The organism is Acidithiobacillus concretivorus, from assembly GCF_018853445.1.
Lineage (GTDB): Bacteria > Pseudomonadota > Gammaproteobacteria > Acidithiobacillales > Acidithiobacillaceae > Acidithiobacillus > Acidithiobacillus concretivorus.
In genome coordinates, this window is sequence record NZ_JABELD010000154.1 from 1 (window position 1) to 292 (window position 292).

Below are 292 nucleotides of genomic sequence, written 5' to 3' on the forward strand. Positions count from 1 at the left end.
GTAAACGTTCAGCCAACCCACCCTTGCGGATTGGCGCCCATCAGGGTAATGCGGTTTTTTTCCAGTTCCACGGCAAGAGTTCGTGGAGCCGCTTGTTGGGCCAAGTGGGGAGCTTTTCGAGCACGTCACAGAGGTATGCGAAGGGCTCGATGCCGTTGAGCTTGCAGGTCTCGATGATGCTGTAGAAGGACGCGGCACGCTCGCCACCGGCATCATTTCCAACAAATAAAAAATTCTTGCGCCCAATGGCCACGCCCCGCAACGCCCGCTCTACAGGGTTATTGTCGATGCT

The 292-nt window shown here is 56.2% G+C and carries 1 protein-coding gene; it reads right to left on the reverse strand.

All coding sequences use genetic code 11. The features are described from left to right. Positions 1–40: 40 nt before the first annotated feature. The coding region (locus HJG40_RS14140; protein ID WP_215864794.1) for a transposase domain-containing protein at positions 41–292 on the reverse strand (252 nt) is incomplete at its 5' end.